Annotated in this window: 23 protein-coding genes and 1 riboswitch; of the genes, 14 read left to right on the top strand and 9 right to left on the bottom strand. The window is 38.9% G+C overall.

Annotation, left to right across the window (positions count from 1 at the left end; all coding sequences use genetic code 11):
- Positions 1-18: 18 nt before the first annotated feature.
- Together L8T27_RS23615 and L8T27_RS23610 are read left to right on the top strand one after the other, a co-directional pair.
- Positions 19-765 carry a MurR/RpiR family transcriptional regulator gene (locus L8T27_RS23615; RefSeq protein WP_233318234.1) on the top strand — a complete coding sequence of 249 codons (747 nt, stop codon included), beginning with the start codon at positions 19-21 and terminating at the stop codon, positions 763-765.
- Entirely contained in the window at positions 755-2,053 is a 1,299-nt protein-coding gene (locus tag L8T27_RS23610) for a PTS sugar transporter subunit IIC (RefSeq protein ID WP_237943324.1), read from the top strand. Before L8T27_RS23615 ends, L8T27_RS23610 begins: the two co-directional genes overlap by 11 nt.
- Positions 2,054-2,106: 53 nt before the next feature.
- On the opposite strand, the gene L8T27_RS23605 is transcribed toward L8T27_RS23610, so the two are convergent.
- The 5 genes from L8T27_RS23605 to L8T27_RS23585 all read right to left on the bottom strand — a co-directional run bounded on the left by L8T27_RS23605 (position 2,107) and on the right by L8T27_RS23585 (position 7,792).
- Complete coding sequence (locus L8T27_RS23605) at positions 2,107-3,009, bottom strand: ABC transporter substrate-binding protein (protein ID WP_233318230.1); 903 nt, start codon at positions 3,007-3,009, stop codon at positions 2,107-2,109.
- A gap of 21 nt (positions 3,010-3,030) precedes the next feature.
- Positions 3,031-4,041, bottom strand: a complete 1,011-nt coding sequence (locus L8T27_RS23600) for a FecCD family ABC transporter permease (protein WP_237943322.1) — start codon at positions 4,039-4,041, stop codon at positions 3,031-3,033.
- Positions 4,042-5,064, bottom strand: coding sequence for a FecCD family ABC transporter permease (locus tag L8T27_RS23595; RefSeq protein ID WP_233318226.1), 1,023 nt, complete (start codon positions 5,062-5,064; stop codon positions 4,042-4,044). It lies immediately after the preceding gene.
- Between the two features lie 187 nt (positions 5,065-5,251).
- Positions 5,252-6,631: a PepSY-associated TM helix domain-containing protein gene (locus L8T27_RS23590; RefSeq protein ID WP_481858864.1), complete on the bottom strand. Its 1,380-nt coding sequence runs from the start codon at positions 6,629-6,631 to the stop codon at positions 5,252-5,254.
- Between the two features lie 240 nt (positions 6,632-6,871).
- On the bottom strand, positions 6,872-7,792 hold the full coding sequence (locus L8T27_RS23585) for a Ppx/GppA phosphatase family protein (RefSeq protein WP_237943320.1): 921 nt from the start codon (positions 7,790-7,792) through the stop codon (positions 6,872-6,874).
- Positions 7,793-8,044: 252 nt separating this feature from the next.
- On the opposite strand from L8T27_RS23585, the gene L8T27_RS23580 reads away from it, so the two are divergent.
- The 4 genes from L8T27_RS23580 to L8T27_RS23565 all read left to right on the top strand — a co-directional run bounded on the left by L8T27_RS23580 (position 8,045) and on the right by L8T27_RS23565 (position 11,963).
- Positions 8,045-10,270 (top strand): RNA degradosome polyphosphate kinase, encoded by a 2,226-nt coding sequence (locus L8T27_RS23580; protein ID WP_237943319.1) that lies wholly within the window; start codon positions 8,045-8,047, stop codon positions 10,268-10,270.
- 156 nt (positions 10,271-10,426) lie between these two features.
- Positions 10,427-10,909 (top strand): DUF2975 domain-containing protein, encoded by a 483-nt coding sequence (locus tag L8T27_RS23575; RefSeq protein ID WP_237943317.1) that lies wholly within the window; start codon positions 10,427-10,429, stop codon positions 10,907-10,909.
- 10 nt (positions 10,910-10,919) lie between these two features.
- Positions 10,920-11,138: a helix-turn-helix domain-containing protein gene (locus L8T27_RS23570; RefSeq protein ID WP_233318218.1), complete on the top strand. Its 219-nt coding sequence runs from the start codon at positions 10,920-10,922 to the stop codon at positions 11,136-11,138.
- A gap of 27 nt (positions 11,139-11,165) precedes the next feature.
- Positions 11,166-11,963: a DUF817 domain-containing protein gene (locus L8T27_RS23565; protein ID WP_237943315.1), complete on the top strand. Its 798-nt coding sequence runs from the start codon at positions 11,166-11,168 to the stop codon at positions 11,961-11,963.
- A 216-nt stretch (positions 11,964-12,179) separates the two neighbouring features.
- Here L8T27_RS23565 and L8T27_RS23560 read toward each other — a convergent pair whose 3' ends face one another.
- Positions 12,180-12,386, bottom strand: coding sequence for a hypothetical protein (locus tag L8T27_RS23560; RefSeq protein ID WP_233318212.1), 207 nt, complete (start codon positions 12,384-12,386; stop codon positions 12,180-12,182).
- A gap of 212 nt (positions 12,387-12,598) precedes the next feature.
- On the opposite strand from L8T27_RS23560, the gene L8T27_RS23555 reads away from it, so the two are divergent.
- Together L8T27_RS23555 and L8T27_RS23550 are read left to right on the top strand one after the other, a co-directional pair.
- Entirely contained in the window at positions 12,599-13,177 is a 579-nt protein-coding gene (locus L8T27_RS23555; protein ID WP_237943313.1) for a CBO0543 family protein, read from the top strand.
- A gap of 223 nt (positions 13,178-13,400) precedes the next feature.
- Positions 13,401-14,618: an MFS transporter gene (locus L8T27_RS23550; RefSeq protein WP_233318208.1), complete on the top strand. Its 1,218-nt coding sequence runs from the start codon at positions 13,401-13,403 to the stop codon at positions 14,616-14,618.
- A gap of 60 nt (positions 14,619-14,678) precedes the next feature.
- On the opposite strand, the gene L8T27_RS23545 is transcribed toward L8T27_RS23550, so the two are convergent.
- Together L8T27_RS23545 and L8T27_RS23540 are read right to left on the bottom strand one after the other, a co-directional pair.
- Positions 14,679-15,659, bottom strand: a complete 981-nt coding sequence (locus L8T27_RS23545) for an aldo/keto reductase (RefSeq protein WP_233318207.1) — start codon at positions 15,657-15,659, stop codon at positions 14,679-14,681.
- A 147-nt stretch (positions 15,660-15,806) separates the two neighbouring features.
- Positions 15,807-17,042 carry a cytochrome P450 gene (locus L8T27_RS23540; RefSeq protein WP_237943312.1) on the bottom strand — a complete coding sequence of 412 codons (1,236 nt, stop codon included), beginning with the start codon at positions 17,040-17,042 and terminating at the stop codon, positions 15,807-15,809.
- 296 nt (positions 17,043-17,338) lie between these two features.
- On the opposite strand from L8T27_RS23540, the gene L8T27_RS23535 reads away from it, so the two are divergent.
- The 4 genes from L8T27_RS23535 (at position 17,339) to L8T27_RS23520 (ending at position 22,219) form a co-directional block, all read left to right on the top strand.
- Positions 17,339-18,244 (top strand): AraC family transcriptional regulator, encoded by a 906-nt coding sequence (locus L8T27_RS23535; RefSeq protein WP_233318203.1) that lies wholly within the window; start codon positions 17,339-17,341, stop codon positions 18,242-18,244.
- Positions 18,245-18,444: 200 nt separating this feature from the next.
- Positions 18,445-19,386 (top strand): sugar phosphate isomerase/epimerase family protein, encoded by a 942-nt coding sequence (locus L8T27_RS23530; RefSeq protein ID WP_233318200.1) that lies wholly within the window; start codon positions 18,445-18,447, stop codon positions 19,384-19,386.
- A gap of 50 nt (positions 19,387-19,436) precedes the next feature.
- A complete protein-coding gene (locus L8T27_RS23525; RefSeq protein ID WP_237943311.1) occupies positions 19,437-20,642 on the top strand; it encodes a Gfo/Idh/MocA family protein in 1,206 nt (401 codons plus the stop codon).
- Between the two features lie 149 nt (positions 20,643-20,791).
- On the top strand, positions 20,792-22,219 hold the full coding sequence (locus L8T27_RS23520; RefSeq protein WP_282581446.1) for a sugar porter family MFS transporter: 1,428 nt from the start codon (positions 20,792-20,794) through the stop codon (positions 22,217-22,219).
- A 57-nt stretch (positions 22,220-22,276) separates the two neighbouring features.
- On the opposite strand, the gene L8T27_RS23515 is transcribed toward L8T27_RS23520, so the two are convergent.
- On the bottom strand, positions 22,277-22,468 hold the full coding sequence (locus tag L8T27_RS23515; protein ID WP_233318195.1) for a hypothetical protein: 192 nt from the start codon (positions 22,466-22,468) through the stop codon (positions 22,277-22,279).
- A 332-nt stretch (positions 22,469-22,800) separates the two neighbouring features.
- A riboswitch (SAM riboswitch) is annotated at positions 22,801-22,911 on the top strand.
- A 93-nt stretch (positions 22,912-23,004) separates the two neighbouring features.
- On the opposite strand from L8T27_RS23515, the gene L8T27_RS23510 reads away from it, so the two are divergent.
- Both L8T27_RS23510 and L8T27_RS23505 read left to right on the top strand, forming a co-directional pair.
- Complete coding sequence (locus L8T27_RS23510) at positions 23,005-24,024, top strand: methionine ABC transporter ATP-binding protein (RefSeq protein WP_233318194.1); 1,020 nt, start codon at positions 23,005-23,007, stop codon at positions 24,022-24,024.
- Positions 24,021-24,683, top strand: a complete 663-nt coding sequence (locus L8T27_RS23505) for a methionine ABC transporter permease (RefSeq protein ID WP_237943309.1) — start codon at positions 24,021-24,023, stop codon at positions 24,681-24,683. Before L8T27_RS23510 ends, L8T27_RS23505 begins: the two co-directional genes overlap by 4 nt.
- Positions 24,684-24,696 lie beyond the last annotated feature (13 nt).

Raw genomic sequence — 24,696 nt, 5'->3', positions numbered from 1 at the left:
TTAAAGGAATGATTAACTTTGTCTATCAGAGTGAACTTAGCAGAGTTTAGTGAAATTGAAAAGCAAGCCTATGAATTTATGCTTAAGAATCCTGACAAGGTGATTAAGCTTTCGGCAGATACGTTAGCTAAAGAGATGTTTGTCAGTAAACCGACTATTTTTAGGGTGTGCAAAAAACTAGGTTTTACTGGAATCGTAGAATATAAGCATTTTTTGATTAAGAGTAAACAAGAAAAAATGAAGGAGCTGAATCCTACCTTGCAGATGGTTGAACAGCTTTTAAAAGAGTTTGACAATGATTTCACACCTGGAAACATTGATATCTTTGAACAGACGAAAATAGTGATATTGTATGCAACACAAGCAAGTACAATTGCTGCAAGTTTTCTGTCGAGGCAGCTGACTAATTTAGGCTACTTTACAAGAATTGTGGAAGATGAATATGAATTTAAACAAGTTTCGGAAACGATTCCTAATAGATCAATCATTATTGCCATAAGCAATACAGGTGAAAATCATCTGCTGACACAGCATTTGCTAAAGGTCACTAATAAGGTTCCAATCTTTGCGATTACGAAAAAGAATTCTTCGCTAGCAAGAATTGCTGATTATGGTTTATTCCATAATCTTGATATTAAGTCTGCATCTAAAACGGTAGATAGAGAAAACCAGCTGCCATTAATGATTCTTATTCACGAACTGGTTGAAAGACTATGGTCATCATTGCAGGAGAGAAACTTACCGAGGGGGGATTATGATGAATAATTTACTATCTAAACTAGAAAGTAAACTAGTACCATTAGCAACGAGAATAAGCAGCAATAAGCCTTTAAATGCAATAAAGGATTCGATGATCACAATCATGCCATTTTTAATTATCGGCTCCTTATTTCTCTTGGTTGCCTATTTGCCTATTCCAGGATACAGTGAATGGATGATTGGCATTTTCGGCGAAAAGTTTCAGTCCACATTAACGAAAGTAACGGATGCTACATTTGGTATTATTGGCCTTTTTACACTTATAAATGTTGCTTATCAATATGCAAAACAGCTGGATATGGAACCTATTTTCCCAATCATGTCCTCTGTTATGTCATTTATTATTTTAACAACTGTGACAGACGGAAGCTTTGGATTAGAGTGGCTTGGAACGAAAGGGATGTTCGTGTCGATTCTAATTGCGCTAGTGTCGACTAGATTATATAAGAAATTTTATGAATTTGGTATCGGACCAAAAATGCCGGAAGGAGTGCCGCCTGGAGTAATCAGGTCATTCTCCTCATTAATTCCTGTTGGATTGATTGCAGCAATCGTTCTTGCTGTTCAAATTGGCTTTAGCTTTACGCCATATAAGGATATCCACCAATTTATTTACCATATTGTACAGATGCCATTGTTAGGTTTAGGTGATAGTCTAATTTCCATTATTATAGCTGAGATAATCGGTCAGCTTCTTTGGTTCTTCGGTCTTCATGGCAATGCAATTGTAAACGCTATTATGGACCCGATTTGGCTCGGCTTATCTGCAGAGAACTTAAATGCTTTCCAGCAGGGGCAAGATTTGCCTCATATCATTACAAAGCAGTTCAAGGAAATCTATCTGCAAATGGGAGGTTCTGGTTCTACGATTGCATTGGCACTTTGCATGACATTGTTCTCGAAATCAAAGCATTTAAAGACACTCGGATTGCTTGCATTGCCTGCTAGTATCTTTAATATCAATGAACCGATCATCTTCGGATTGTCGATCGTGTTAAACCCAATAATGTTTATTCCTTGGCTGATAATGACTCCAATCTCTGCTGTCATTTCATTTACTGCCATGAGCACAGGCCTTGTATCTGCAACAAGCGGTGTTATCATTCCATGGACTACACCATTATTTATCAGCGGATACTTAGTTTCCGGCGTTAGTGGAATGGTCCTGCAGATTGTATTGCTTCTTGTCGGATTCCTTATTTATATGCCATTCTTTAAATTGCTGGATAAACAGCTTTTGGAAAGAGAGATGGAAGAGGCGAGAGGTTCTGTGGATTTGAAAATGTATAAGTAAATACAAAAAAGGCTCTCCAGTGTGATATTCGCCGTGGAGAGCCTTTTTAATGTTTATTTTGAAAACAACTCTTTCGCTTCCTCCATCGCAAGCTTGTTGCCAAGGGCGGAGTAATCAAGCCAAGGCTGATCAGAAACAACATAGACATGTTTGTTTTTAACCGCTTTTAAACCTTGATAGATTGCAGATTCTTCTAATTGCTTGAAGCCAGTTTGTGCTTCATCATCACTGTTTACTACTACAAAAATCGCATCTGCATCAAAGTCAGGCAAGACTTCCTGGGATATAACTTCATATGGCTGTGTAGAATCTAATTCTTCGATGCCAGCAGCTGGCTTAAATCCTAAATCTTCGAATAGCATTGGGCCAAGTGGGCGTTTTGTCGTAAATACACGAAGCTCCTTGGCTGTTACTCGGATAGCCATTACTTTACTGTTTTCGCCAAGTTCATCTGAAGCTAACGTTTTAACTTCATTTGTGAGGCTCTCATAGTCTGCGATGAAATCTTCTGCTTCCTGTTCTCGATCGACGAGTTTACCAATTTTATTTAAATGATCGCGCCATGTTCCTTCATCAAGGTTAAAGCTTACTGTTGGAGCAATGTCTTCATATTTCGAAATATCCTCACCTGAAATTCCTTCATCGATATAGATGACAGATGAATCTAAAGCAATTAAAGCTTCCATATCAGGGTCTTTTGCTGGACCAAGCTTTTTTGTATCCTTCAATTGATTTTTAACATGTGGAAGGAAATCATTTAACTCACCGCCGACAACAGAGCCGACTGGAGTTATTCCTAATGCGAGCAAATCATTTGTTAAATGGATAGAGAGGGAAGCGATTTTCGGTTCCTCGGTCTCTTTTTTTTCGCTACTATCATTTGAAGCTGATTGTCCACATGCTGCGAGAATTAATAAAAGCATTGCTGTAAATAACATAGCTAGTTTCTTTTTCATCTTGTTCTCCTTTTTCTTGTTTTACTTTGTTTTTGTTAATAAATAAAGAAAATAAGGTCCACCTATCGCTGCGACGACAATTCCAGCTGGAATTGGATTAGGTTGAAAAATGGAACGCCCAACCGTATCTGACAAGACGAGTATGACCATTCCAAGCAGCCCTGCGACTGGGAGGAAATGCTGATGTCTTGGCCCTACTAACCGGCGTGCGAGATGGGGCGCGACAAGGCCGATAAAACCAATTCCTCCAACCATAGCAACACTGGCACTTGAAAGAGCAACAGCAATAGCTAGCATGTACAGACGGGAGCGTAAAACAGAAACACCGAGCCCAACAGCTGTATTGTCTCCTAAAGACAAGGCATCTAGCTTTCGTGCTTGCAGCCAACCGAGAGGGGTTAATGTCACTATCCATGGTAAAAGTGCAATAACATGTATCCAGTCTCTTCCCCATACATTACCCACTAGCCATCTTGAAGCGAAAGTGTATGTATCTTCATCAAGACGGAGTGACAGGAACAAGGTGATCGCATTAAAGCAGGCAGAAATAGCAATCCCGACAAGTATAAGACGAATTGGCAAGATCCCTTTATAGCGGTCATATGTAAGCAAAATGATAATAACAGCTGCCAGTAAACCTCCTGAAAAAGTGAATAATGGAATGAGCAATGCCGCTTTATCATTTAAAGAATGAAAATAGGTAACAAACAAAATAAGACCGAATGAAGCACCTGCATGTAATCCTAAAATGCCGGGATCTGCAAGTGGATTTCTTGAAACACCCTGCAGAATAGCTCCAGAAACACCAAGGCCGATGCCGGCAAGAATTGTAATGATGATACGAGGAAGGCGGTATTCAAACAGTACTAGTGTATTTTTGTAATCCCCAAATCCAAACAAAGTTTGAAGAACTTCTGTTGGCGCAATTCGCAGTGAGCCTGTGTTTAAACTGATCATGATGACAATGATATTTATGATGATTAACACTAGAGCAACTGAAATGGTTTTTGTGCTGCGCAAATCTGTTTTCATCTATAAATCCCTCCCAACTTTACGTGCTGTATAAAGAAAGAAAGGAACACCTACTGCAGCTACTAAAATCCCAATTGCCAATTCACGGGGAGGATTTACAGTCCGTGTCCCTAAATCGGCGAGCATTAACAGGATAGCCCCTAAAATACCTGACATCGGAATGATTAATCTATAATCCGTGCCTACAAGCTTGCGGGCAATATGGGGAATAACAAGTCCGATAAATCCGATGGAACCTACAGCAGAAACGGATACCCCAGCTAAAATGACGGCAGCAATGATGGAAAACACTTTAATCCGATTCACCTTAATGCCGAGATTCACAGCTGTTTCTTTTCCTATCGCAATAAGCGAAATAGAGCGTCCCATGCTTATTGCCCAGAAAATTGTAATCAGAATAACTGGAACAAGCACCCTTAAATGCTCCCATTTAACACCAGCGACTCCGCCAGCGTACCAAAAAGCAAGGTCCTGGCTTAAGTCGTAATAAATGGCGATACCTGCACTTAAAGAGTGCAATAGTGCAGCAATTACCGCTCCAGATACGGTTAATCGCATCGGTGTCAAGCCGCCAGGCACAGACGCACCCATCATAAAAATTAACAGTGTGCAAAGAGCAGCTCCAATAAAGGAAAAAACCATCAATAAGGAGTAAGAGATTGTTGGAAAAAAGGCAAAGCATAGAGTTACAATAAACATCGCTCCAGCATTGATGCCGAGTATTCCTGCATCAGCAAGAGGGTTGCGGGTTACACCCTGCATCAGTGCTCCGGCAACAGCAAAGGCTGCACCGACAATTGCAGCTCCAATCACTCTCGGCAGCCGCAGTTCATAAATGATTTGCTGCTCAGTCAGCGAAGCATCATAGTGGAAGAGTGTTGTCCAAACCGTATGGAAGGTAATGTCTTTTGCTCCGAATGACACGGCTGCTATTAAAGTGCCGAGCAGCCCAGCTATAAAGGCAAGGAAAAGAACTAATCTCCACAAATGATGAAACCTAGTAATCTTATTTTTTAGGAACATAATAGTAAGTCAGCCTTTACTTAATTAGTAATAATGAAAATCATTATCAATTGTATTTTCCTATTATATGGACAATATTTCTGTAAATCAATCTTTTTTTAGTTTATTAATTAGGTAGTTAGTATTGTTATTGGAACAAAGGTATAAAGAAAAAAGAGCTGTGCAGCTCTTTTTTCAGAATTATTATCTATGCATTTAATAACCTTTTCACACTAGCTATCCTTTGAATCAACAACCAGTCAATAAGCCTAACAACGATAAGTGATAGGCCGACTAATGGAAATAAAATACCTAACACGATAAGAATGATAAGCAGGATTTTCATATTCTTTATACTTGGTGCCTTTGGAGCTCCAAGGCCTTTGTTTGGCTTACGCTTCCACCACATATAGACACCGGAGAAGGCTACAAAAAGAGTGCCAAGGCAGATAAGTAAACTAATGAGCTGGTTAATGAAACCTAATTCTGTTCCTTTGTGCAAAGTAATACCAACAGCTATTATCTTTCCAAGAATACCGTAGTTATCATAGCGGTAATCAGCTAACACTGCACCAGAATATTGGTCGATATGAATGGTTGCTTCGTCTTTTGCTTTCGGTGGAAAAGCAGACAGCGTATAGACACCTTCCTTAGAAGCAGGGAAAATAACAGAATAACTTGGATGCATGCCTTCCCGATTTGCAGTGGCTACTATATCATCAATGGATACGGGAATAAAGCCTTCCATATTTGACTCTGGTACTTCTAAATTTTCAGCTGCCCAAGGAACCTCTGCAATGTCCTTTGTCTTTATATTTGATGCAGGAGCATCGCCAATCCACACAGAGGGAGGATAACCTTCTCCTGTATTGGTAACTAAAGCTTGAAAATTAGTTCCCCAAAATCCGGACCAAGGCAATCCAGTCAAAATCAACAAAACAAGTCCGCCTGTAATCCAGACAGCAGGGACGGCATGTAAATCTCTTCTAAAAGTCTTTCGTCCTTTAGTTAATCGAGGTATAAAAGTGCCAGCAATTCTTAATTTTTTTTGCGGGAACCATAAGTATATTCCAGTTACTATTAACACTATAGTCCAGCATGCTGCTAGTTCGACAATTCTGTCACCTAGAGTTCCAGCCATCAATTCTCCATGAATTTTTTCGATTAAGTCCATAACTCGATCATTACTGTTTAATTCTCCGAGTATCTTACCTGTATACGGATCAACAAATATGGTCAGTGATTCTTTTTGATAAGTTATGCTGACTTCACTGGAACGCGTTTTTTTTTCTCCAGGCCGATAGCTTGTAACCTCTGCTCCGGTATAGTGGTTTTTTACAATATTTAGCTGTTCAGAAGCAGGTATTCTCTTCGTTTTAATGGTTACCTCATTTAAGTCTTGATACAGTATTTGTTCAATTTGAGGTTTAAATAAGTAAACAGATCCAGTTACTGCCAATATAATTAAAAAGGGAGCAAAGATTAAGCCGGCATAAAAATGCCATCTCCATACAGTTTTATAGAGGTATGCTTTTGTTTGTTTTCCGTTTGTTTCTTCCAATTGTTGTTCAGATGTTTCAGACTCCACTTTTTCCTCCTAGTATACAAATGTTATTAAGGTCAATCTCTTGCTTATATCGGCTATTTTTATAGTTTGATAAACTATGTTAATGGAGAAGTGTTTACAAAAATTTACAAAATCTTAAAACAATCAGTAGTCTTTTCCGTTTATAATGAATATAGTTCCTAATTTCAGCATGTCTTGTTCGACCTTCCATTGAACAAACAATAGTAGAAAACCACCGGGCTAGTGTCCGGTGGTTTTTTTCTAAGAGGCATTATTAGTTTTTTCAAGCAGGTTATAAATAAATCCGTCACGTACAGATTGCGTACAGTATAGGAAATAAGGAGATTGTGTCATCTCCATTAAGATAGAGATAATCTGCACTGCTGGTATGATTATATCTTTTCTCTTCTTGGATAGTCCCTTAATATTGGCACGCTCTGTTACACTTAATGAGGATAACTCTTCATATACATGATGAATATCCTGTATGGACATATTTAATGAATTTTTCTTGCATTTAGCTTTATGTATGCGTGATAAATTTTTAGCACTTCCGCCAATCCCGATAACAGGAAGTCCTGCTTTGGACAACCATGGGAGAGTTTGAAGCTGTTCGACAAGATACGATTGAAGCCGCTCCGTTTGCTGTGCTGTCACATTTTCACCTTTTGTGAATTGGTCGTTTAAGTTGACTGCGCCAAAAGGGAAGCTGTGGTATTCGACCATTTGGCGGTTTCGGAACAGGGTAATTTCGGTGCTTCCGCCGCCAATATCAATGGTAATGCCATCTTGCAAATCTGTTGCTTGAATGATGCCAAGAAATCCAAAATACGCCTCTTCATAGCCGCTTAGAATCGAAAAAGGTATACCTGTTTCCTGTTGAATCTCTGCTAAGACATCCTCTTTGTTGGCTGCATTGCGGATGACAGCTGTCGCAAAACCAATAATTCGGTTCACTCCACTTTCCTCGCCATGTTTCTTAAACTCTTTTAAAATTTGCAAGGTAAAGTCTATTCCTTCTCGTGTAATGTTACCTTGACTATTTACGTAGCTGATGAGACGTGCAGCCACTTTGACGCGCTTTGCTTCTTCCGTTTTTACTAAGTTGTTTTCAATTTGATAGATAGCAAATTGAATGGAATTTGAGCCGAGATCAATGATGGCAATTGAGTTATCTTTCAATTATCGAATCCTCCCTTTGTAATTGTTAATATGTATATCTTATAAGAAAATGTAAAGAAAAAATATTAAGCTTTTGTAAAGTACGCCTATCCATTGTACCCCTAAGAATCCAATAATAATCTTACATTCTGGAAATCTTGCATATATCTACAAATATTTACAAAAATTTTACAAAGTAACCTGATATTCATCTGAATATTCGTGGTATTCTAATTATAGAATATTAGCAATAATTGTTAAGGGGATGTAAAAATGCAAACTCATCATGAGCAATGGAGCACCACTAATTTAGATAAACCTTCCTATTACAATAATCGAGAGTTGAGCTGGCTGGATTTTAACAGCCGAGTGCTGGAAGAAGCTGTGGATGACCAGAATGCTTTATTGGAAAGATATAAATTTTTATCGATTTTTAGTTCAAATCTGGATGAGTTTTTCATGGTGCGTGTCGCAGGACTGATCGATCAAGTAAAGGCTGGGTTTAACAAACCCGAAAATAAGGCGGGACTTACCCCAAAAGAACAGCTATGTGCTATTTCTCAAAAAGCCCATTTACTAGTAAAAAAACAAGATGAAGTATATCGAGATTTATCAAGAATTTTAGACAATGAACAGGTGAGCATCATTACAATTGATCATGCTGCACCACAGGAATTGGATATTCTGGAGGATTTTTTTGATGAACAAGTGTACCCTGTTCTGACGCCAATGGCGATTGACGCTTATCGTCCATTTCCAATGCTGTTAAATAAATCTCTAAATCTAGCAGTAATAATTGAAGAGAAGTCGCTGGAAAAGCGGAAGGAACAGGAGCTGAACGGCAACTTAGTGATTGTGCAAGTTCCGGCTGTTATGGACCGCTTAGTTGAAATAACGCAAAAAGGAAAGCAAAGAAAGTTTGTCCTTTTGGAAGAAGTGATTTCCCGTTTTATTTATAAATTGTTTACAGGCTATAAAGTGGAATCTGTCACTTCCTTTCGAATTACCCGAAATGCAGACTTAACTATACATGAGGACGAAGCAGAAGATTTATTACTGGAAATTGAAGAAGAGCTGAAAAAACGAAAACGGGGAGCTGCTGTCCGTCTAGAATACCAAATGTCTCAAAGCAATCAAGGGGTTATAGATTATCTTAGAAAAGTGCTTGAGATACATTCAAAGGATGTTTATGTTGTCCAAGCTCCTTTAGACTTGACGTTCTTATTTTCATTTTATAAGAAAGTCGCAGCCACTCATGAACATTTAACAGCAAGAACCTTTATTCCTCAGCCTTCTGTTGATTTAGAAGGAGAAGGAGACATGTTTGAAAAGATTGCTGACCATGATGTTTTACTGCATCATCCTTATGAGTCTTTCGAACCAGTTGTGGAGTTTATGTCACAGGCAGCAGATGATAAGAATGTATTGGCAATAAAGCAAACCTTATACCGTGTCAGTGGAGATTCGCCGATTATTGATAGTCTTAAACGAGCAGCGGAAAATGGAAAACAAGTAACTGTCCTAGTGGAGCTCAAGGCCCGTTTTGATGAGGAAAACAATGTTCAGTGGGCTAAGGAATTAGAACAAGCCGGCTGTCATGTTATATATGGAATGACGCATTTAAAAACCCACAGCAAGATAACTCTTGTTATCCGCAGGGAAAAAGGTAAAATTCAACGTTATGTTCATTTGGGAACAGGAAATTATAATGATGCCACAGCCAGAATCTATACTGATATGGGGCTTCTGACAAGCAATGATAAAATAGGCATTGATGCCATCAATTTCTTTAATTATTTAAGCGGATATATGGAAAAGCCATCTTATCATCATTTATCTGTTTCACCTTATGGTATTCGGGATACGTTCATTGAGCTGATTGACAGAGAAATTGCCTATCATAATGAATATCAAAATGGCAGAATTATTGCAAAAATGAACTCTTTAACAGATAAAATAATTATTAAGAAATTGTATGAAGCATCGATTGCTGGTGTAAAAATTGACCTCATCATAAGAGGAGTATGCTGCCTGCGTCCCGGTATTGAAGGAGTCAGTGAAAATATTAAGGTTCGAAGTATCGTAGGAGAATTTCTCGAACATACGAGAATTTTTTATTTCCATCAAAATGGGAATGAAAAGGTATATTTGTCATCAGCTGATTGGATGACGCGCAATATGGAAAACCGAGTAGAGATACTATTCCCAATTTTAGAGAATCATTTAAAAGAGAGAATCCATGAATGCCTGCTTCTTATGCTTCAAGACAATTGCAAGGCTCGCGAGCAAGATCGCAATGGCAAGTATAAATATGTGCCAAGAACCAATGGAGAAAGGCATATAAACAGCCAGAGGATCTTTTGTGAAGAAGCCATTCAATATAGGACCAAAATTAAAACAGCAAACTTGGAAACTATGAAGAATCGCACAAAGTTTTCAAGTTTAACAGACTCCTATTTTTTTCGTCTTAAAGAAATTGTTCCATTACTAAAGAGATAATCTACAGAGCATTCCTTATTTAAGAGGAATGCTCTTTTTATTGAAATGAAATGGTTGTTTATCAATAATAATAAAATAAAAAACAATATTATTTTATTGTAAAACGATAAATATTGTGGTAAATTAAAAACACATTAATTAGTGAGGTGTTTTTTGGTGAACAAAGTGTCAACGCTGTTTTTAAAAATAGCTGTAATTTTTATTGGACTTCCAATTCTTGCTTTATGTATCTTTGCGGTTCCAGCTATCGGGAGATTTGCTGAAGAGCTGCTGCCGGATATTTCCTTTATAAAATTTCTTGTTATCGCCTTTTTTTATGTTTCGGCAATTCCTTTTTATATCGCTCTATACGAGGCATTTAAATTATTAACTTATATTGATAATAACAAAGCCTTCTCAAAAATATCAGTGAAATCCTTAAAGGTAATTAAATTTTGTGCCATTACAATAAGTGGCTTATTTGTACTAGGATTGCCGCTCTTTTATTTCGTTGCAGATGCTGACGACGCACCAGGAATAATAATTATTGGCTTAGTTATTATATTTGCCTCTTTGATCATTGCGGTCTTCGCCGCTGTTCTGCAAAGGCTTCTTCAAGAAGCTATCGAGATAAAATCAGAAAATGATCTAACGGTCTGAGGTGAAAAAAATGGCGATTATTATAAATATTGATGTAATGCTAGCAAAAAGGAAAATGAGTGTTACCGAACTTTCAGAGAAGGTTGGAATAACGATGGCTAACCTGTCTATATTGAAAAATGGAAAAGCGAAAGCGATTCGATTGTCAACGTTAGAGGGGATTTGTAAGGCATTAGATTGTCAGCCTGGAGACATTTTAGAATACAAAAGTGATGAAGATACAGAGTAGATAATAATTTTTAGCAGGAGGCTGCTCATGAATGTAACAATTGAAAAATGGAGACAAAGATCAGCGTTGAAGCAATTGCTACTTTTTTGTTGGGAGCAGGCTCTGTCATGCTTGTTTCCAGTCGTTATCTTTGCCTCCTTGGCAGTTACACAATATTTTCCGCTTCCCTTTCTGCCAAGGTATGACTGGCTGCTGTTAATCTGCCTGTTTATGCAGTGGATGATGGTACGGTCTGGAATGGAAACAAAGGATGAGCTAAAGGTTATAACCTTATTCCATATTATCGGTCTTGCCCTTGAACTGTTTAAGGTGCATATGGGCTCGTGGTCTTATCCTGAAGAAGGATATTCTAAGATTTTTGGAGTTCCGTTATACAGCGGCTTTATGTATGCAAGTGTAGCGAGTTTTCTGTGTCAGGCCTGGAGAAGGCTTAAGGTGGAGCTTATTAAATGGCCGCCATTTTGGGCAGTGGTTCCACTCGCATTTGCGATTTACTTAAATTTTTTCACCCATCATTATTGGATCGATCTGCGTTGGTGGTTATCTGGATTAGTTTTAATTGTTTTTTGGAAATCATGGGTAGTCTACGTGGTGGATGGAATTCGTTACCGCATGCCACTATCACTGTCCTTTGTACTGATTGGTTTTTTTATATGGATAGCCGAAAATATTGCCACTTTCTTTGGAGCTTGGCAATATCCAAATCAAAGAGAAGCATGGAGCCTTGTTCATCTTGGCAAGGTAAGCTCATGGCTGTTATTAGTGATAGTAAGCTTTTTAATTGTTGCAACACTCAAGCAGGTTAAAGGGAAGAGTACAGAATAAAAGTGGAAAAGGCAGCATATTTTGCTGCCTTCAGCTTGTCGCTAAAGTTATGAGATTGGTTGGAGCGGTAGGGGGGAGACTGTGCGTGAACAGAGAAAAAGCGGCTCGGCGCATTAACCACTGCATCAAAAAACTAATCATCTTGTTGTAACAGGACAGGAGATATCTACTGCCTAATAGGCTGAAGACAATTATCAAGATTAAGTGCAGTCTATTTTATTCTATTTCAGAAAGTACTTTTTTTAGTAATGCTGGCGGTAAGTCATAACTTAATCGTCCATTAAGACTGCTATGAAGTTCAATGGTAATTTGCCTTGAATCTTTATTAGCCTTTTTAACTCTCAGTACCATTCGTGGGTCTGTATATATTTCAACTGTATTTTCCCTTTGTTTTATTGTATGTTCCCCATATTTTTTTATCATGGAACTTCCTCCTATTAGACTGCAGCGATTGCAGTCTTCTTTTATCAGCATTCTTTTTATATTATACATAAACTACCTTCAGTTGAAGGCTGTGGAATTAAATTTCATTATTTGGAAAAATTCCATTATCGCTTTATGAAATCTTAGTAAAACGGAAATAATAACACTATATAAATATAAAGAGTCTTGGTCAGAATGTGATGGTGTTCATAATGAATTTCCAGAAATATATATTGTTAGCTGTTATTTTATTATCCGCTGCAGGGTGTTTGGCAATTATCCGATTTGACTGGAAGCGATACGGTCTTATTTATTTAATTAGTGCAGTTACAGGGAACTTGTTATGCTTTTCTTTAACGTATATAGGATTTTATACTTTTTTTAACTATTTGCTTGAAGATTATTCGATAACTCCAGTGCTGCTCGTTTCCACACTTTTTCCATTGATTGCTTTATTTGCAATAAGGTATAGTCCAAAACTATGGATTTGGAAAATACCTTTTTATTGGGGAATTATCCACTTAGGATTAGTTGGGGAAGTTATCTTAAAAAACTCTGTTATCTTTAAATTTGAAGCGGAATGGGATTTGTGGGACAGTTATACGCTTTGGTGGATAAATTATTTGTTATTTGAGTTATTAGGCGGAAAGATCGTACCACCAGAAAAAAGAAAACCATTGAATGCTGAGTCCTTGCGATATGGTGCATGGGCTTGGATTTTACTGCATTTTATATTCATCACAACGATATTTTTAGCAGGTATATATGTGGGAGTAACTGTCTTTAAATAATAGAAATCATAAAAAATGATTGTCAAGATTTTTAGAGCATGATACTATTAGTTGAAATTAAATCCCTTTAATCTGGTCCAGAGAGTCCAAAAAGGCGAAAAGTGAACTCATACATATTCTTTCATGATGTCTATGACTACCCTTTTGTCCTTTGGATGAAAGGGTATTTTTTATAACTATACTTTAATTAAGTCCTGTGAGGCTTGAAAGGAGAACGACAAAATTGGATTATCGCAAAAAAACAGTAGTCGCATCAGTAGCCGGATTGACATTAGAGGGCATGGATATTATGTTTATTTCCTTTGCAATGTCAATGATTATCGCAGATTTTCATATTGATATGGCTGCAGGCGGACTAATTTCCTCAATTACTAACATAGGTATGCTTGCTGGAGGAGTTATCTTCGGCATATTGGCTGATAAATTCGGGAGAGTCAGGGTCTTTACGTACACTATTCTTCTATTTGCAATCGGGACAGCATTAACAGGTCTGGCGCAGAATATTGAACAAGTATATATCTTTAGGTTTATTGCAGGTCTTGGTGCAGGCGGAGAATATGGTATTGGCATGGCACTTGTGGCGGAAGCTTGGCCAAAGAATAAACAAGGGCGTGCTTCTTCTTATGTAAGTGTAGGTGCCCAGTACGGTGTTATTTTAGCAGCCTTGCTTAGTGCGATGATTCTTCCTGCATGGGGATGGAGAGGGTTGTTCTTCGTTGGTTTGGCACCAGTAATCTTTGCCTTTATTGTTCGCAAAAAGCTGGATGAATCACCAGAATGGCTGGCTTCACAACAGAAAAAGCAAGCTGTGAAAAAGGAAGGGAAACTAAAGCAATTATTTGCTAGCCCTAGAATTACTGCAACAACCATTGCATTAGCTGTGATGGCAACTGTGCAAATTGCCGGATATAACGGTCTGATGATATGGCTGCCATCCATGCTGCAGCAATCTCAAGGACTTTCTGTTTCAAGCTCTGCCCTTTGGACAATCAGCACAGCAGCTGGAATGATTGCTGGGATGCTGACATTTGGACAATTTATTGATCGTCTTGGCATGAAGCTCTCATACGGAATCTTCTTATTCGCTTCGGCAATTGCGGTATTTCTTTACTCCTTTGCATCAGGCAGTATCGGTCTATTAGTAGGCGGCGCGATTGTAGGCTTCTTCTCGAATGGAATGTTTGCAGGGTACGGCGCATTAATCAGCAAGTATTATCCAGTAGAAATACGCAGTACAGCAACAAACACAATTTTTAATTTCGGAAGAGCTTTAGGGGGATTATCTCCAATACTAGTAGGTTATATACTACAGCATGCCAACGTTACAGCGGCAATGGGATATTTGGCCCTGCTTTACTGCATTTCCTTCATTGCGATGCTTAGCTTGCATAAAAGAGCAGGAAGTGAAAGTAAACTTAAACCTTTAGCAAAAACAGTTTAATATGGAAACAAGCCATTCTCCGCATTAGAGAATGGCTTGTTTATTTTTTCAGAGAAGAAATCAGCTGTGGCCGACTATTGCATGCGGAACGTAAGGCTCTTCAAGGAAGGTGATGTCTTCAGGTGTTAGTTTAACATTCAAGGCACCAGCAGCATCCTCAAGATGGGACAGCTTTGTAGCACCGATAATAGGTGCTGCCACTTGTTCTTTTTGCAATATCCATGCAAGTGCAATGTGAGTGCGAGGAACACTATATTTTTCTGCCAACGATGCGACACGCTCAATAACTAAGCGGTCTGCACTCGATGTAGCATCGTATTTAGACTTCTGTATCTGGTCTGTCTCTGAGCGATGTGTTGTAACAGACAAGTCACGGGTTAATCTTCCAGAGGCGAGCGGGCTGTATGGAGTAATCGCTATTTTTTCTTCCTTGCATAGTGGCAGCATTTCTCGTTCTTCTTCACGGTAAATAAGATTTAGATGGTTTTGCATGGACACAAATTTAGTCCAGCCATGTTTTTCCGCTGTATGCAATGCTTTTTGGAACTGCCAGGCAAACATGGCAGACGCGCCAATATATCTTGCTTTTCCTGCCTTTACAACATCATGCAAAGCTTCCATCGTTTCTTCAATAGGGGTATGATAATCCCAACGATGAATGATATACAGATCCACATAATCTGTTTCTAATCTTTGCAGACTTTTATCCAATTCACTCATAATTGCTTTTCGAGATAACCCAGAACCATTAGGTCCTTGGTGCATTTGACCGTGTACTTTCGTCGCGATAACAACCTCATCACGATTAGCATAATCCTTTAAAGCGCGCCCAAGAATTTCTTCACTGGAACCAAGTGAATATACATTGGCTGTATCAAAAAAATTAATTCCTAAATCAAGGGCCTTCTTAATAACAGGACGGGAGTTCTCCTCATTTAAGACCCATTGATGCAGCCACTTGCTGGCATCACCAAACCCCATACATCCAAGACATAATCTAGATACATCTAATCCTGTATTACCAAGCTTTACATACTCCATTTGCTTCTTCCTCCCTGTCTTTATGTGATATAGGATTATTATCGCATAAAGCAGGTGAGGTCTTTAGCCCAATACTATCAAGTGTTTGCCTAATCCTCTCATAAAACTAAATGAACAGCAGAAATGTTTCTGCTGTTCATGTTTTCATTATTCTAAAATTCTCATATGCAAATTAGTCAAAGATTGACCTGTTGCAGAAGCGGTTAAGTTTGCTTCTAAGTCAAAGCCTTCAACCGGTTCTATGCGGGAAAACTTACGCAAAAAAGTCTCTAGCACAATTCTCATTTCCAGGCGGGCAAGCGGTGCTCCTAAACAGAAATGAGGTCCATTGCCAAAGGTAAGGTGTTTTTTGTTGTTTGACCGGTGAATATTTAGCGTGAAGGGATTTTCGAACATATTTTCATCCATATTGCATGCACTCATCCAGGCAATCACGACATCCCCTTTTTTCAGCTCTACACCTAATAGATTGTTATTCTGTTTAACAGTCCTGTCTCTTCTTGACAAGTGAAACCGATAACGGAGCATTTCCTCGACTGCATTTGGGACGAGCTCGAGATTGCTCCGCAGCTCTTCGTATAAGGCTTCATCATCATACAGCAATGAATAAAAGGTATTAGCAATGGCATGACTCGTAGTTTCAACGCCTGCACCTAACAGCACCATTGTAGCTTGGACAATTTCTTCATCAGTAAACCTGTCTCCATCCACTTCGGCACGGATGAGGTCGGAGATAATATCATTTGTTAAATTTGTCCGTTTTTGAACAACAATCGGATAGAGAAATTGAAAGTATTCCTTGGCAGCCTGTTGCTTCTCGAGTTCAATATCCGCTAGCCGCTGTCTGTCGTACGGCTGGAAGAGAATATCCACCCATTTTTTGAACTGATGACGATTGTTAACTGGCACACCAAATAAATCAGCGATAACAAGACTAGGGAAAGGGGCAGCTAGAGCTTCAACAATATTAACAACATCGTTCGCTTTTATATCATCAACCAGTTCTGCGGCAATCTGCCTGATTCTAGGTTCCCATTCTTTTAAGCTCCGAGGACTAAAAGCAGAGGCTAACAGCGACCTGCTTTTTCTATGCTGCGGAGGATCAAGATTGGTGATGTTTATTGGTGATGGTTTATCGGAATTACTTTCGTTCTTGGCTCCAACAAAAATCGTTGTTCTAGTACCGGCGCTGGAAAAATACTCATGGTTGCTTAACACTTCTTTGACATGCTCATATTGAAACACATTCCATGTATTGGTTTCCTTATGAAAAAAAATAGGATGCTCCTTTAGCATTTTTTGGTACCAGGCAATCGGAAAAAATTCGTCTGTACGTGATTGGAAATTGGTGATTTCTTTAATGGGGATTACTTCTTTTATCATTTTGCAGTTTCTCCTCCTTTAAATAGATCAAATGTTTTTATATAATCATGTCCGTTTAGCATCTGTAACTGCTAACAGCATGTCATTCACGTTGTTGTGCGAGAAAAGCATGTGCGTCTATTTCTACTATACTCTAATTTGAGTAGTAAAAAGTAGCGATTACGATGAAAATTAACAAAAATAGGTAAAAAATCCTGAAATCTTAAACTAGCAAACTTGTTATTGTAAGCGTGTTCTTTTATAATCAGGAAAAGATGTTAGAAAAAACTAACTTGGTTATTTTTAGGAGTGATTTAGTGGATTTAAATAAGTATATATCCGGAAAAATTTCTCTAAATGATTATGTTCATCGTATAAACCAGGGTGGAGCTGCTTTTCATGTTCATTATTGGGGAGTTATGCCTAAGCATTATGATAATCAGCTGCATAAGCATTCTTTTTTCGAAGTATGCTTTGTTGTAGAGGGAGAAGGCTTTTATATCGATGAACAGTGCAGTTATCCGCTCCAAGGTAACACCATCTTTTTATCAAGACCAGAAGTGCCACATCAAATAAAAAGCGAGCAAGGACTATCGCTCTTGTATGTAGCCTTTGAACTAATGGAATCAGAGTCGACAGAAAGCTGGGTTAATATAATGAATTCAGCTAAAAAATGCGCACCGGTGCTTTTACATAATAGTGATACAGAGACCGGCTATTTGTGGAAATCTCTGCTTATTCAGGCTACAAAGCATAAGCATGAATTCTTTGAAGAGATGCTAGTTACTATTGCCGGTTCGCTTATCATTTCGATTCTTCAGGATTTTGTTCCTGATTTGAATAAAAGCAGTCAGAAAGAAGAGCCAGATCAGCATTCTGATCTTCTTACACAGGCACGCCTGTATATTCATGATAATTTATCTAATTGCTTAAAGCTGACAGAAGTAGCAAGGCATCTGCATATATCTGGAAGACACTTGTCTAGGGTTTTTGTTTCTGAATTAGGTATGAGCTTCTCGAAGTATGTGCAAGATGAAAGGATTAAGAAAGCGAGCATGCTGTTAAAAAAGACAAATTTATCATTAAAGGAAATTGCTGAAGAGACAGGATTTATGAATGTCCAATATTTTACGAGAGTTTTCACCTCGATGATGCAAACCTCACCAGGGCGGTTTAGATCAATGTTTATCAATATACATACAACAACATATTCTGATACTTGACCTCCATGAAAAGGGAGGTCATTATTTTTTCTGAGTGGAAAGATGTCTTAAAAGTATAAAAACATGTCTTCAAAATTTAAATACTATTCATTAAATCTTTACTATAATTACATACGTAAACACAGTGTTAATGTATGAATGCGAACAATAGTGAAAACGTATTCAATTTGGATGGATTTAAAAAGGGAGGAAGGCATTCAATGAAATTATCTTATGTAACGGACAGTATGGCACATTTATCCTTTGAGGCAATGCTTGATGAAGTAGCTGAGCTTGGAATTGATACTATTGAAATGACGACAGGGGGCTGGTCTCCTGCACCACATTTAAATCTTAATGAACTATTGGAAAGTGAGCAAAAAAGAAACCACTTCTTGAATAATCTTGAGAAACGCAATATAAAACTATGTGCCTTGAATTGTTCTGGCAACCCTTTGGATCCAGGCGAATTAGGAAAGCAGCATCGAGAAATCACCGATAAAACGATGGAATTGGCAGAGCTATTAGGAGTTAAAAAGGTCATTATGATGAGCGGCCTGCCTGCTGGAGGTCCGGAAGATAAAGTTCCTAATTGGATTACCTATACAGTCAGCTGGCCGCCGGTATTAAAAGAAATACTAGATTACCAGTGGAATGAAGTTGCGATTCCTTATTGGAAGGAACTTGTGAAAAAAGCAGAATCATGTGGTGTTGAAAAAATTGCACTTGAAAATTTCAGCTCACAATTAGTCTATAATCCTGAAACATTATTTAAACTCCGCAATGAAGTTGGTCCAATTGTTGGTTTAAATCTTGATCCTAGCCATCTTATCTGGATGGGTGCAGACCCAATTCTAGCTGCCCGAGAACTAGGAGTGGCGATACATCATGTTCACGGCAAAGATGTGCGAATCGAAAGACATCTATCTGCTGTTAATGGCATTTTGGAAACAAAGGAAATAACAGATGTAGCCAATCGGGCTTGGAATTATGTAGCTGTCGGCTGCGGGCAAGACTTGCAGTGGTGGAAAGAGTTTTTCTCTGTTGTGAAGATGATGGGATATGACGATGAAGTTTCTTTAGAAATGGAAGATTTGACGATGTCCGTAGAGGCTGGAATAAAAACATCAATTGATGCTCTCCAGCAAACGCTGAGTTTTTAATAATCATACCAATTTATATCTGAATATTCAAAATAAAGGAGTGGTTAAAAATGTTAAATGGGGAGAAAAAAATAGCAAGACCGATACGTTGGGCAATGGTAGGAGGAGGCCGACTTGGACAGGTTGGTTATAAGCATAGAATAGGTGCATTGAGGGACAATACGGCATTTGAATTGGTTGCTGGCGCCTTTGATATTGAGCCAGCAAGAGGGAAGGAGTTCGGCATAAATTTAGGGGTGGCGGGAAATCGCTGCTATCCTGATTATAAAACTATGTTTGAAGAGGAAGCCATGCGAGAGGATGGAATTGAGGCTGTTTCCATTGCCACCCCAAATGGAACACATTATGAAATATGCCGTGCTGCACTCGAAGCCGGGTTGCATGTTATTTGTGAAAAGCCGTTGTTTTTTTCATCAGCAGAGGGTGAAGAGATTAAGAGACTTGCAGAGAAAACAGGCAAAATTATCGGGGTGACATATGGCTTCTCTGGAAATCAAATGCTGCTGCAGATGCGAGCAATGATTGAACAAGGAAAAATCGGTGATATTCGAGTTGTTGATTTGCAGTATACACATGGTTTTAATTCAAATGATAAATCAGATAAAACGAGTGCTGCTCAAAAATGGCGTATTGATCCTAAGGTAGCAGGACCAAGCTTCGTTTTAGGAGATTTATCCACACATACGTATTATATGTCCCAGTTGATTATGCCCGACATGAAAATAAAAAGGCTGCTTTGTGATCGTCAAAGCTTTATTGAAAGCCGTGCTCCACTTGAGGATAATGCTTTTGTACTCATGCAGTACGAAAACGGAGCAGTTGGCAGGCTGTGGACATCCTCCATTAATGCCGGCTGTATGGATGGTCACAGAATCCGGATAGTAGGGACGAAGGCAAGCTTAGAATGGTGGGACAGCAAACCAAATGAATTGAGATATGAAGTTCAAGGAGAACCTATTCAGACTTTAATTCGAGCAATGCCTTACTTGGATGACGCTTGCAATGCTGATGAGAGATTAGGTGCACTCCATCAGGAAGGGTTATCAGAATCCTGGGCAAATATTTACTTGAAGTTCGCAATTGCCATAGATGCGAAAAACCGCAATGATGAAGAAACATTAAATAGTCTAGTGTATCCGGATATTGATGCTGGAATTGCAGGCATTCGCTGGATTGAAAATTGTGTTCGTTCTGCAGATAACGGTGCCGTTTGGGTAGAATATGAAAATCAACAAAAGCTTTCGTCCACACATTAATTGGATTCTTAGGCAGGGGGGAGCAGTTAGTCAGACTGCTTCCCAACAATCCCTATCAACAGCAGCAGGTTATAAATGTAAGCGCTTTATATAGTTTGGAGATAAACCTCTCAACCGTAATTCCAATATTGTATAAAGGAGTAATCCGTATGACAAATATAAAGATGTCTGAACAAATCGTTCAAGCAAAGCCTCACCAGCAAAAAGATCCGAAAAAATTTCTGAAGCGCATAACAATTGTGTCTACATTTGGAGGACTTTTATTTGGATATGATACAGGGGTCATAAACGGGGCACTCCCCTTTATGGCAGACAAGGATCAATTAAATTTATCTCCTTTTACAGAAGGGCTTGTAGCAAGCTCATTAGTATTAGGAGCAGCCTTTGGGTCCATTTTTGGCGGCCGCCTGGCAGATACGAAGGGCCGTCGCAGGGTTATCTTATATCTTGCTGTGCTGTTTTTCTTTTCTGCAGCTGGCTGTGTTATCGCACCAAACACAGCTGTTATGGTTGGTTTCCGTTTTCTGCTCGGGCTAGCAGTCGGCGGGTCTTCTGTTGTAATTCCCTCTTACTTGGCTGAGATGGCTCCCTCTGACAGACGTGGAATGCTCGTTACCCAAAATGAATTAATGATCGTTACAGGTCAATTTTTAGCATATATATTTAATGCTCTAATTGGAAATATATTTGGAGATACAGGGCATGTATGGCGATATATGCTAGTTATTGCGACATTACCGGCAGTTGCCTTGTGGATTGGTGTGCTCATCCTGCCTGAAAGTCCTAGGTGGCTGGCTTCAAGGGGCAGATGGGCAGAAGCGCTAAAAATCCTTAACAGAATTCGGACAGAAAGCATTGCCGAGCAGGAAATGAAGGAGATAAAAGCAAATCTTTCTGCTGAACAGAAGCACAAAAAGCTGGGTTTTCGTGATTTAGGAACTCCATGGATTCGAAGGATTGTATGGATAAGAATTGTGCTTGGATCAGTTTCCCAGCTAGTCGGCATCAACTCTATCATGTATTACGGAACCCAAATTCTTGAAAATGCTGGGTTTGGCACTAAAACAGCTTTAATCGCCAATGTCGCAAATGGCTTGATCGCTGTGATTGCGGTTATCGTTGGCATGTCGCTGTTGAACAAAGTGAATAGAAGACCCATGCTGCTTACGGGCTTGATAGGCGTTACTGTTGCTCTCATTTCCATTGGAACTTCTGCACACTTCCTGGAGGGTTCAGCAATGCTCCCATACATCGTTTTATCAATGACAGTCTTATATTTAGCGTTTTTCCAAGGTGCAATTGCTCCATTAGTATGGCTTATCCTTGCGGAAATTTTCCCAATGCGGCTCCGTGGAATAGGGATGGGGCTGGCAGTGCTGTTCTTATGGCTTTGTAATTTTCTAGTAGGATTGTTCTTTCCTGTACTGCTTGCAGGTATTGGACTTTCTGCGACCTTCTTCTTATTTGCCTTGTTTGCCATTATAGGTGTGATTTTTGTAGCTAAAGCTGTGCCTGAGACAAGGGGACTTTCCTTGGAGGAAATTGAAGATAATTTTAAAAGCAAGGAATTTAGTTAATATAAAGAATCCCTGCTAAAGCAGGGATTCTTCACAAATTACATATAGAAAAATAGTTTAATTGTCTGCTTCTTGTTGTTTGATCCAAGCATCAATATGGTCCAGATTAAATAGCATCGTATCCCCGATAAGCCGTTGATGGGGAATGGTTCTGGCCTTGATTAATCCGTTGACATCTTCCTCAGAAAGGGGATAGCTCACCGATTGCAGGTAAGCAATTAGATTTTGTATTCCAACTGCCTTTCTCAAAAAATCACCTCCCACAAATGCCTCCTTACTAATTCAAATAAAGAGACTTCAGTATGAGGTATTTTTTAAGACTCGGCTGCTAATTATATACCCAAAAAAATATTTTTGAAAACTTTTTTACCTTGGTAACAAGGGAGTTCTGACAACTGTCTAATAGACGAAGATACCTGCTAAATATAGATAATTTACAAATTTATTGAATGATATTTAGGAGAGAACTCAACATATGTTTTGCCTGTTCACTCTAACTTTTTATAAAAATCCGGTTGACATTATTTAAAATTAGCAATATAGTAAAACACATCTTAACTAACAAAAACCGAATATACCACTTCTTATCCAGAGAAACCGAGGGATCAGGCCCTATGACGTTTCGGCAACGGGTTTAATAAACACCGTGCTAACTCCTGCAAATGTGTGACAACACATTTGAAAGATGAGAATGAGGATTTATAATTAAAGCCCTCTTTTTTCTTCTGGATATAGGAAAAAAGAGGGCTTTTTGTTGTTGATTAATGCAAAGGAGAGTGAATAGATTGATTGAATTCAGTCAAGTGGCGAAAACATTTGTATTAGGCAAAAGGAAAGTGGAAGCTGTTAAAGATGTTTCCTTAACTATTCAGAAAGGAGAAATTTTCGGAATCATTGGTTTTAGCGGTGCGGGCAAAAGCACATTGCTGAGACTTGTAAATCAGTTGGAAAGCCCGTCTAATGGATCAATTAAAATTCAAGGGGAAGATTTATCAAGCTTCAGTGCAAAAGAAATACGCAAACTAAGAAGACGAATCGGCATGATTTTTCAAAACTTTAACTTGTTTACCTCTAGAACAGTAGCTGGTAACATTGCTTATCCTTTAAAGTTGGCAGGCAAGCCAAAGGCGGAAATAAAGGAAAGAGTCGATGAGCTGTTAAGATTTGTTGGGCTGACAGATAAAGCGAATGACTATCCGGAACAGCTTTCAGGTGGACAGAAGCAGCGGGTCGGCATTGCGAGGGCACTTGCTAATTCGCCGGATATCTTAATCTGTGATGAAGCTACTTCGGCATTGGATCCTGACACGACGGCAGACATTCTACGGCTTTTAAAAAAGGTAAATAAAGAGTTTGGAATCACCATTTTACTTATAACACATGAGATGAATGTCATCCAAACTATATGTGACAAGGTTGCTGTTATGGAAAACGGTGAGGTCATCGAAACTGGCAATGTGTTTGATACGTTTACAAATCCACAGCATCCGACAACAAAACGGTTTATCCAATCCGTTCAACAAGATCGTCCGTCTGATTCGCTGCTTCAGCAATGGAAACAGAGTGGCGGAAATAATCTTTATCGAGTTATTTTCAAAGGAGAACTAGCGAATACACCATTGCTTTCACAAATATCACGTAAGAACAATGTGGATGTCAATATTGTTTATGGCTCTGTTCAAGAACTGCAAGAGAAGTTTTTCGGCAATTTACTAGTTTCCTTCGAAGGGGAAGCAACAGCTATACATACAGTCGTTTCCGAATTAGAGAAGACTGTCACAATTGAGGAGGTGATTATAGAATGAAGGTCGATTGGACGACGTTTTGGCCACGAATTGTAGATTCGACAGGCGAAACCATTCTAATGGTCATTATGACTTTGATTTTTGGTTCAATTCTGGGTATTTTGATAGGTTTACTTTTATTTGTAACAAGAAAAGGAAATATTCTTGAAAATAAGCTTGTATTTCAGTTGCTGAATATACTCATTAACATTATCAGACCGATACCTTTCATTATTTTCCTAGTAGCAATAAGCCCGCTCACTCGGACAATAGTAGGAACAACAATCGGTACATGGGCAGCAATTTTCCCGATGACGATTGCCGCTGCATTCGGTATAGCTAGGGTAGTTGAAAACAATCTTATCAGCATTGATCCTGGTGTCATTGAGGCAGCGAAGGCAATGGGTGCAAGCCCGCTGCAAATCATCTTCACTGTGTTAATACCAGAAGCGTTAGGACCGCTGATTCTCGGTTTAACCTTTGTGACCATCAGTTTAATAGATTTTTCCGCTATGGCAGGAACTGTTGGCGGCGGGGGATTAGGATATGTTGCCATGACGTACGGCTATCAGAGATTTGATGGCAGTGTCATGCTGGTAACAGTTATCATCCTGATTTTGCTCGTTCAGGTTGCACAATGGATTGGAAATACATTATCTAGAAAAATTATGCGCAGATAAATAAAAAAGAAGA

This window comes from Niallia sp. Man26 (assembly GCF_022049065.2).
In the GTDB taxonomy this organism is placed as follows: domain Bacteria; phylum Bacillota; class Bacilli; order Bacillales; family Cytobacillaceae; genus Niallia.
Note: the sequence above shows the minus strand (reverse complement) of the source record. Positions and strands in the feature narration are given on the sequence as shown.